Annotated in this window: 5 protein-coding genes; all 5 read right to left on the bottom strand. The window is 68.2% G+C overall.

The annotated features are described in order from the left end of the window. Window positions 1-241: 241 nt before the first annotated feature. On the bottom strand, window positions 242-2,251 hold the full coding sequence (locus tag ACQR1L_RS27600; protein ID WP_434861063.1) for a HAMP domain-containing methyl-accepting chemotaxis protein: 2,010 nt from the start codon (window positions 2,249-2,251) through the stop codon (window positions 242-244). 887 nt (window positions 2,252-3,138) lie between these two features. After that, complete coding sequence (locus tag ACQR1L_RS27595; RefSeq protein ID WP_434861062.1) at window positions 3,139-4,482, bottom strand: methyl-accepting chemotaxis protein; 1,344 nt, start codon at window positions 4,480-4,482, stop codon at window positions 3,139-3,141. 422 nt (window positions 4,483-4,904) lie between these two features. Continuing rightward, entirely contained in the window at window positions 4,905-5,393 is a 489-nt protein-coding gene (locus tag ACQR1L_RS27590) for a cytochrome c-type biogenesis protein (protein ID WP_434861061.1), read from the bottom strand. Between the two features lie 5 nt (window positions 5,394-5,398). Next, on the bottom strand, window positions 5,399-7,378 hold the full coding sequence (locus ACQR1L_RS27585; RefSeq protein ID WP_434861060.1) for a heme lyase CcmF/NrfE family subunit: 1,980 nt from the start codon (window positions 7,376-7,378) through the stop codon (window positions 5,399-5,401). Next, the gene (ccmE, locus tag ACQR1L_RS27580; protein WP_434861059.1) at window positions 7,375-7,893 is read right to left on the bottom strand and encodes a cytochrome c maturation protein CcmE; all 519 of its coding nucleotides are present in this window, start codon (window positions 7,891-7,893) and stop codon (window positions 7,375-7,377) included. Before ccmE ends, ACQR1L_RS27585 begins: the two co-directional genes overlap by 4 nt. Between the last annotated feature and the right edge of the window lie 30 nt (window positions 7,894-7,923).

Here is a 7,923-nt window from a genome sequence, read left to right as displayed (position 1 = left end):
CAGAACTTTACCTCGATGCCCATGTTGCGGCCTCGCGCCAAAGCCAAAAAGAAGAAATTTGTGACGCAGTAGTACTAGTCCCGCCTGCGCGCGGAAGCCGCCTCGGCGCGGCGAAGACCCGGGGCATCCACGTCGTTCTCAGCATGTGGGCCGACGTGGATGGCCGGGACAAGAGCCCGGCCATGACGATGTGGAGACGGACGAGCGCAGCACTGCGATCGTCGGATGCGCAAGCTTCGCCTCACGCCGCCTGCAGCGACCCCAGAAACCGGCTGACCTCCCGCTTCAGCCGCCCGCTCTCCGCCGACAGCGACCGGGCCGCCGTCAGCACCTGGGCTGACGCCGAGCCCGTTTCCGACGCCCCCCGCTGCACATCGTCGATGTTGCGCGAGACGCGCTGGGTGCCGTTGGCGGCGTGCTGGACGTTGCGGGAGATTTCGGCCGTGGCGGCGCCCTGCTCTTCGACCGCGGCGGAGACGGCGGCGGAGATTTCGGAGAGGCGGCCGATGGTTGAGCCGATCTCCTTGATCGAGCCGACCGACTCCTCGGTGGCGGCCTGGATGCCGGAGACCTGCTGGGCGATCTCGCCGGTGGCTTTCGCGGTCTGCTCGGCGAGCGCCTTTACCTCGGCGGCGACCACCGCGAAGCCGCGGCCGGCTTCGCCCGCGCGTGCCGCCTCGATGGTGGCGTTGAGCGCCAGCAGGTTGGTCTGGCCGGCGATGGTCGAGATCAGCTCGAGCACGTCGCCGATGCGCGCGGCCGCCTTCGACAAAGTGCCGACGCGCTCATTGGTGCGGCTGGCCTGCGCCACCGCCTCGCGGGCGATGCGCGCGGAGTCCTGCACCTGGCGGGAGATCTCGCTGACCGACGACGACAGCTCCTCGGCGGCGGAGGCCACCGTCTGCACGTTGGACGAGGCCTCCTGCGAAGCGGCGGCGACTTCGGTCGACAGCTCCTGGCCGCGCGCGGCGGTGCTGGTCAGGGTGCCGGCGGAGGCTTCGAGCTCGCTGGAGGCGTGCGAGACGGCGTCGATGATCTCGCCGACGGCCTGCTCGAACTCGCGCGCGAGCCGGGCCATATCCGCCTTGCGCTCGTGCTCGCGGCGCGCCTCGGCCTCGCCCTGCTCGGCGCGCAGGCGCTCGGTCTCTGCCATGTTGTCCTTGAACACCTGGATGGCGGTCGCCATGGCGCCGATCTCGTCGCGGGCGCCGCGGCCGGGGATCTCGACGGCGACGTCGCCGCTGGCGAGCCGCCCCATCGCCCGCGTCATCGACGTCAGCGGGCCGACGATGCCGCGCGCGATCAGGAACGCGACCAGGCAGCCGAACAGCACGGCCGCGGCGCCGACCTGCATCTGCAGCGACATGGTGTGGCCGATCGCGGCCTCGGCGGTCGCGCGCGCGGCCTGGGAGTCGGCGTTGACGCTGGTCTCGGCCGCCTTCAGCGCCTCGACGCTGCGGGCGATCAGCGGCTCGATCGCGTTGGCGTAGATCTCCTCCGACTTCAAGGTCGCGGCGGCGGTGGCCTCGAACGCCGATTTGTTGACGTCGAGCGAGGCTTTCACCGGCGCGATCGCGGCGAGCACGCTGGCCGGCGGCGAATTGCCTTCCAGGGTGGCAAGGCGCTGCTCGACATTGTCGACGCCGGCGCGGAACGCGGAAGCCGCCTTGGCGTCGCGGAGCGCCAGGAAGCGCCAGGTCGCGATACGCACCAGTTGCAGCCGCGTGTCGATGTCGGCGACCGCCGTCATCACCTCCGGTTCTTTCGAGATGCGCGCGGCGATGGACAGTTTTGCGGTCTTGGCGGCGAGGTCCTCGCCGCCCGGCAGCAGCGCGGCGCGGCCGGTCTTGATCTGCCGGACGGCGTCCTGGAGCTGCTCGCGCAGCGTCCGCATCTGCGCGATGTCGGCGGCGAGATCGGCATAGGCCTTGCGGCGCTCGGCGGAGCGGGACACGGCGCCGGCGGTCTGCAGCAGGTCGGTCGCGGCAGCCTCGCGATCGGCGGCCTCCTTCAGCGCCGGCTCGTTGGCGTCGTGGATGTAGCGGAGGTTGGCGCGCTGGATCGCCTGAAGATGGTTGGAGATCTGCAGGATGCGCGCGGTCGCGTCCGACAGCGCCGACATGCTCGCCACCTGGCCGCTGACGGCGCGCAGATTCCATACGGCGACCGCGGCCATGACCATGCCCACCGCCACCAGCGCCGCGAACCCGGCGTAGAGACGCCCTCTGATCTTCAACCGGAAGCTCATCATCGTCCCCTCGCCCTCTCCCCATGTGCGGTAGGCGGGCGAACTGACAGCCTGCGCGCCTGCCTTGCCCCAGCGGTCGCGCTGGCCGCGACTCACAGCTGAGCTATATGCACGATGAGTTATATTTACTAAGAGTGAGTTAGAAAGGTAGGCGGTGCTTCATCGAATGGCGCCGGTGCGGACTACGTAGTTGTGATGAATTGTGTCGGCGCGACCATCACAACCCCGGCTGATTCCGCCGGGCGGTTTATCGGCAAAGTGAAAGAACGCGGCGCGGCTGTGGAGGCTGCCTGCCAGCGTGACGCGAGCGGTTCGCCACACACTCCGCCGTCATTCCGGGGCGCACGTCAGCGCGAGCCCGAAATCCATAGCCACGACCGGCAGTTGTTGAAGGAAGATGCCGCGACAGCTCGTCGCCATCATCGCCGTTCGTGATCATGGATTCCGGGCTCATTCGCGTTTCCGCGAATGCCCCGGAATGACGGCGGAGATGATGGCTGGCTCTTATAGTGCGGCGCAGGCGTGGCCGGATCAGCGATAGCGACATCCAAGCTAATCTCGACCGCGCGTGAAATCCCGGATGTCGCTGACGCTTATCCGACGACAGCGGAGGGCTGGGTGACGGCTGCGGTCAAGCCGGACACGACGCTCTCTCCGCCGTCATTCCGGGGCGCGCGTCAGCGCGAGCCCGGAATCCATAACCACGACCGGCAGTTGTTGAAGGGAGATGCCACGACAGCTCATCGCCATCATCGCCGTTCGTGGTTATGGATTCCGGGCTCATTCGCGTGCCGCGAATGCCCCGGAATGACGGCGGAGTGGATGGCTGGCTGGTGTCGTGCGGCGCCGGGCGGTGGGACGGCGGCGGCGGGCTTGAGCGACGGTGTGCCTCAGCTCGCCTTCACGCTGATGATGAACGCATCCACTTCCCGCTTCAGCGTCTCGGCCTGCTGCGACAGATCACCGGCGGCGTCGCGGGCGTCGGTGGCGAGGCGGCCGGTTTCGGCCGAGGTGGAGGTGATCTGGGCGATGTGGTTGGAGACCTCGAGCGTGCCGCGGGCGGCTTCCTGGACGCTCTTGGAGATGTCCTGGGTGGCGTTGCGCTGCTGCGAGGTGTCGACCTCGATGCCGGACATGATGGCGCTGATCTCGCTCAGCGTGGTCGAGATGCCGTCGATGGCGCCGCGGGTCTCCGCGGTGATGCCCTGGATACTGGCGACATGCGCCGAGATTTCGTCGGTCGCCTTGCTGGTCTGATCCGCGAGGTTCTTCACTTCAGAAGCCACGACCGAGAAGCCCTTGCCGGCCTCGCCGGCGCGCGCGGCCTCGATCGTGGCGTTGAGCGCGAGCAGATTGGTCTGCGCCGCGATCGCCTGCACCAGCTGCACGACGGTGCCGATCTTCTCGGCGGCGTCCGACAGCGAATGGATGGTGTTCTTGCTCTTCTCGGCCTGCGACGCCGCGCCCTCGGCGCGCTGGGTGGCGTCGGAGACGCGGCGGCTGATGGTGCCGATCGAAGAGGTCATCTCCTCCGTGGAGCCGGCCACCGTCTGCACGCTGCGATTGGCGTGGTTGGCGGCGGCCTCCACCGCGTTGGCCTTGGCCGAGGTGTCGTTGGCGGCGCGCGACAGCGTCTCGGCGTTGCTCTTGAGACGCACGGCCGACGAGGCGACGCTGCTGACGACGCTGGCGACGAGCTCGTTGAAGGAGTGGATGCGGCCGTCGAGGAAGCGCGAGCGCTCGCCCTGGCGCTGCGCCTCCTGCAGCTCGCGCTCGGTGAGGCGCTGGCGCTCGATGCCGTTGGTCTTGAACACCTCCAGCGCGCCGGCGAGCTGGCCGATCTCGTTGGTCAGGCCGAGACCGGGGATGCGCGTGTCGTATTTCTGGCCGGCGACGTCGCGCATGGCCGCGACCATCGCCGCGAGCGGACGCAGGATGCCGTTCTGCACGGCGGCATAGGTCATCAGGCAGACGGCGCTGGCGAACACCGCGATCGCGACGCAGGCGATCAGGAACCAGGAGAACGCCGATTGCGCCTGCTGATAGGTCAGCGTCGCGTGGTCACGCGCGGGACCGCTGAGCGTGGCGAAGTCCTGCGACAGGCTGGTGATCTGGTTGTTGAGATAGAGCACCGCGATGAAGCCGGTGCCACCGCCGATCGCCAACAGCAGGAGCAGCGAGGCGACGACGCCTCCCACGAGGAAGCGGATCGTCAGATTGCTGTTGGAGAACATGGACCTTGCCCGGACGCGTCAGACGGAATGTCAACGCACAGTCCCAGACAATGGTAAAATAAGATGAAAGCGCGGGGGCCGGTGAAGCACGGGAGAGTGCGGGGGTTTTGGGACGGTGCGGGCGGGAAGCGTTATCAATAGCGCCATCCGCACGTCGCACGTGCGGCCACCCCGCTCTCACTCCTCACCCTGAGGAGCCCGCCCCTTGGGGCGGGCGTCTCGAAGGGCGAGGCCCGAGACCTCGGCCTCATGGTTCGAGACGCGCCGCCATGAAGACCATGCGTGTCGGCTCGACCGTCGCGCGGCGCTCCTCACCATGAGGGTCTGGCACCCAGGGCGGTCCTGCACAGCGACCATGAACACGCCAAGCGGCGTGTTCATGAAGAGGAGCAACACCCGAAACCGGGAATTCCCTCCGGCGTTCAAGTCGCCGGCGGCTGCTTTTCCGCCGCCATCAGCGCGGCGAGGCGCGCTTCCTCCTCGGCCGTCAGCTTCGGCGTGGCCTCCGCGCCGCGCTGGGCACGGCGGCGGACCTGCCACCACAGCGCCAGGCCGCCGCCGAGCAGCAGCACCGGAGGCAGCAGCCAGAGCAGCAGGGTCTGGCGCTCGAAGCGCGGCTTGAGCAGCACGAACTGGCCGTAGCGGGCGACCAGGAAATCGAGCACCTGATTGTCGCTGTCACCGGCGGCGAGACGCTCGCGCACCAGCAGGCGCAGGTCGCGGGCCAGGGGCGCGTCGGAATCGTCGATCGACTGGTTCTGGCAGACCATGCAGCGCAGCTCGCGCGACAGCGCGCGGGCGCGCTGTTCCTTGGCGGTGTCCGACATCACCTCGTCGGGCTGCACCGCATGCGCCACGGGTGCGCCAATCAGCAGCAGCGCGAGTGCGAGCGAACCGAGAATGCGTCGCATCCGCCCTACTCCGCCGGCTGCAGCGCGCGTGCGGCCCGCGCCGGCCGCGGCGCGCCGACGCGCAGGCGGCGATCCGACAGCGACAGCAAACCGCCGAACGCCATCAGCACCGGGCCGAACCAGATCAGCAGCACCAGCGGCTTGTGATAGATGCGCACCGCAAGCCCGCCATCGGCGGTGGTGTCACCGAGCGAGACGTAGAGCTGGCTGACGCCGCGGGTCAGCAGCGCGGCTTCCGTCGTCGACATGCCGCGCGTCGCGAAGCTGCGCTTGGAGGGCGTCATCACCGCGAGCTGCCTGCCGTCCTCGCTGATGATGAAGGTGCTGATCACCTCGGTGAAGTTCGGGCCCTGGCGCTGGGTCATGCCGTCGAACTTGATCTGGTAGCCGGCGAGGTTGCGCATATCGCCCGGACGGAGCGTCGAGATCAGCTCGCTGTTCCAGGTGGTCTCGCAGACGATGCCGAGCAGCGCCACGCCGAGGCCGGCATGGGCGAAGGCGGTGCCCCACACCGAGCGCGGCAGGCCGCGGGTCCGATGCAGCGCGGTCTTGACCGGCACGCGGGTGATGCCGCTGCGCTCGACCAGATCGACGATGGCGCCTGTTATCACGAACACGCCGAGGCCGATGCCGAGCGGCGCCAGCGCGCTGCCGCCGCGCGCCCAGGCCCAGGCGATCGCGATCGCCACCAGCGAGGCGATGCCGGCGGCGAGCAGCCGCTGCATCGCCGCGACCAGATCGCCGCGCTTCCACGCCAACATCGGGCCGAACGGCACCATCAGCAGCAACAGCGCGAACAGCGGGCCGAAGGTCAGGTTGTAGAACGGAGCGCCGACCGAGAGCTTGAAGTCGAGCGCTTCCATGATGACGGGATAGAGCGTGCCGAACAGCACGGTGGCGCAGGACACGGTGAGCAGCAGGTTGTTCAGCACCAGCGCGCCCTCGCGCGAAATCGGCGCGAACAGGCCGCCCTGCTTCAGCGCGGTGGCGCGGCCGGCGAACAAGGTCAGGCTGCCGCCGATGAACAGCACGAGGATGCCGAGGATGAACACGCCACGCGTCGGATCGCTGGCGAAGGCGTGCACCGAGGTGATGACGCCGGAGCGCACCAGGAAGGTGCCGAGCAACGACAGCGAGAAGGTCAGGATCGACAAGAGGATGGTCCAGACCTTGAGCGCGTTGCGCTTTTCCATCACGAGCGCGGAGTGCAACAGCGCGGTGCCGGCGAGCCAAGGCATCAGCGAGGCGTTCTCCACGGGGTCCCAGAACCACCAGCCGCCCCAGCCGAGCTCGTAGTAGGCCCAGTACGAGCCCATGGCGATGCCGAGGGTCAGGAAGATCCAGGCCATCAAGGTCCACGGCCGCACCCAGCGCGCCCAGGCCGCATCGATGCGGCCCTCGATCAGGGCGGCGATGGCGAACGAGAATGAAATGGAGAAGCCGACATAGCCGAGATAGAGCATCGGCGGATGCACGGCGAGGCCGATGTCCTGCAAGACCGGATTGAGGTCGCGGCCCTCGATCGGCGGCGTGGCGAGGCGCGCGAACGGATTCGAGGTGGTCAGGATGAACAGATAGAATGCGGCTGCGACCCAGGCCTGCACCGCGAGCACGCGGGCGCGTAAGGACAGCGGCAGATTGTTGCCGAAGGCTGCGACCATGGCGCCGAACAGCGCGAGGATCGACACCCACAGCAGCATCGAGCCTTCATGGTTTCCCCAGACGCCGGTGATCTTGTAGAGCAGCGGCTTCATCGAGTGCGAGTTCTCGAACACGTTGGCGACGGAGAAATCCGAGGTCACATGCAGCGTGATCAGCGCGATGAAGGAGAGGCCGGCGAAGACGAGTTGCGCCAGCGCGGCGGAGCGGCCGACATTCATCAGCGCGACGTCATGCTTGGCCGCGCCGAGCATCGGCACCGTCGACTGGATCAGCGCCAGCGCGAGCGCCAGCACCAGGGCATAATGTCCGCTCTCTGCAATCACTGCGTCGCTCCTGCGGCCGTCTTCTCAGCCCCCTCGCGCATCGACACCGGGCCTGGTTTGGCGGCGCCTTGCGGCTTGCCGTAATCGTCCTTCCAATGGCCTTGTTTCTTGAGGCTGTCGGCGACTTCCTTCGGCATGTAGGTCTCGTCATGCTTGGCGAGCACGGTGTCCGCCTTGAACACGCCGGAGGCATCGAGCGCGCCCTCGGCGACGACGCCCTGCCCTTCGCGGAACAGATCCGGCAGGATGCCCTTGTAGGCGACCGGGAGCTTGGCGCCGCCGTCGGCAACCTCGAAGGTGACGGCGAGATCGTCGCCGCGCTTCAGCGAGCCCGGCTGCACCAGGCCGCCGAGACGGAAGCGCTTGCCCGCGGGAACGTGTTTCTCCGCGACCATGGTCGGCGTCGAGAAGAACACGATGGAGTCGCGCAGCGCGTTCAGCACCAGCCCGGCCGCGACCGCGAGCACGAACAGCGCCCCGCCGATGATCGTCAAACGCCTCTGCTTGCGTGTCATCCCAACATCCCGTTCGCGGCGAAAGCGCCG

Origin of the sequence: Bradyrhizobium sp. HKCCYLR20261 (assembly GCF_051168435.1) — a bacterium.
Taxonomy (GTDB): domain Bacteria; phylum Pseudomonadota; class Alphaproteobacteria; order Rhizobiales; family Xanthobacteraceae; genus Bradyrhizobium.
This window is presented reverse-complemented; position numbering and strand designations above follow the sequence as displayed.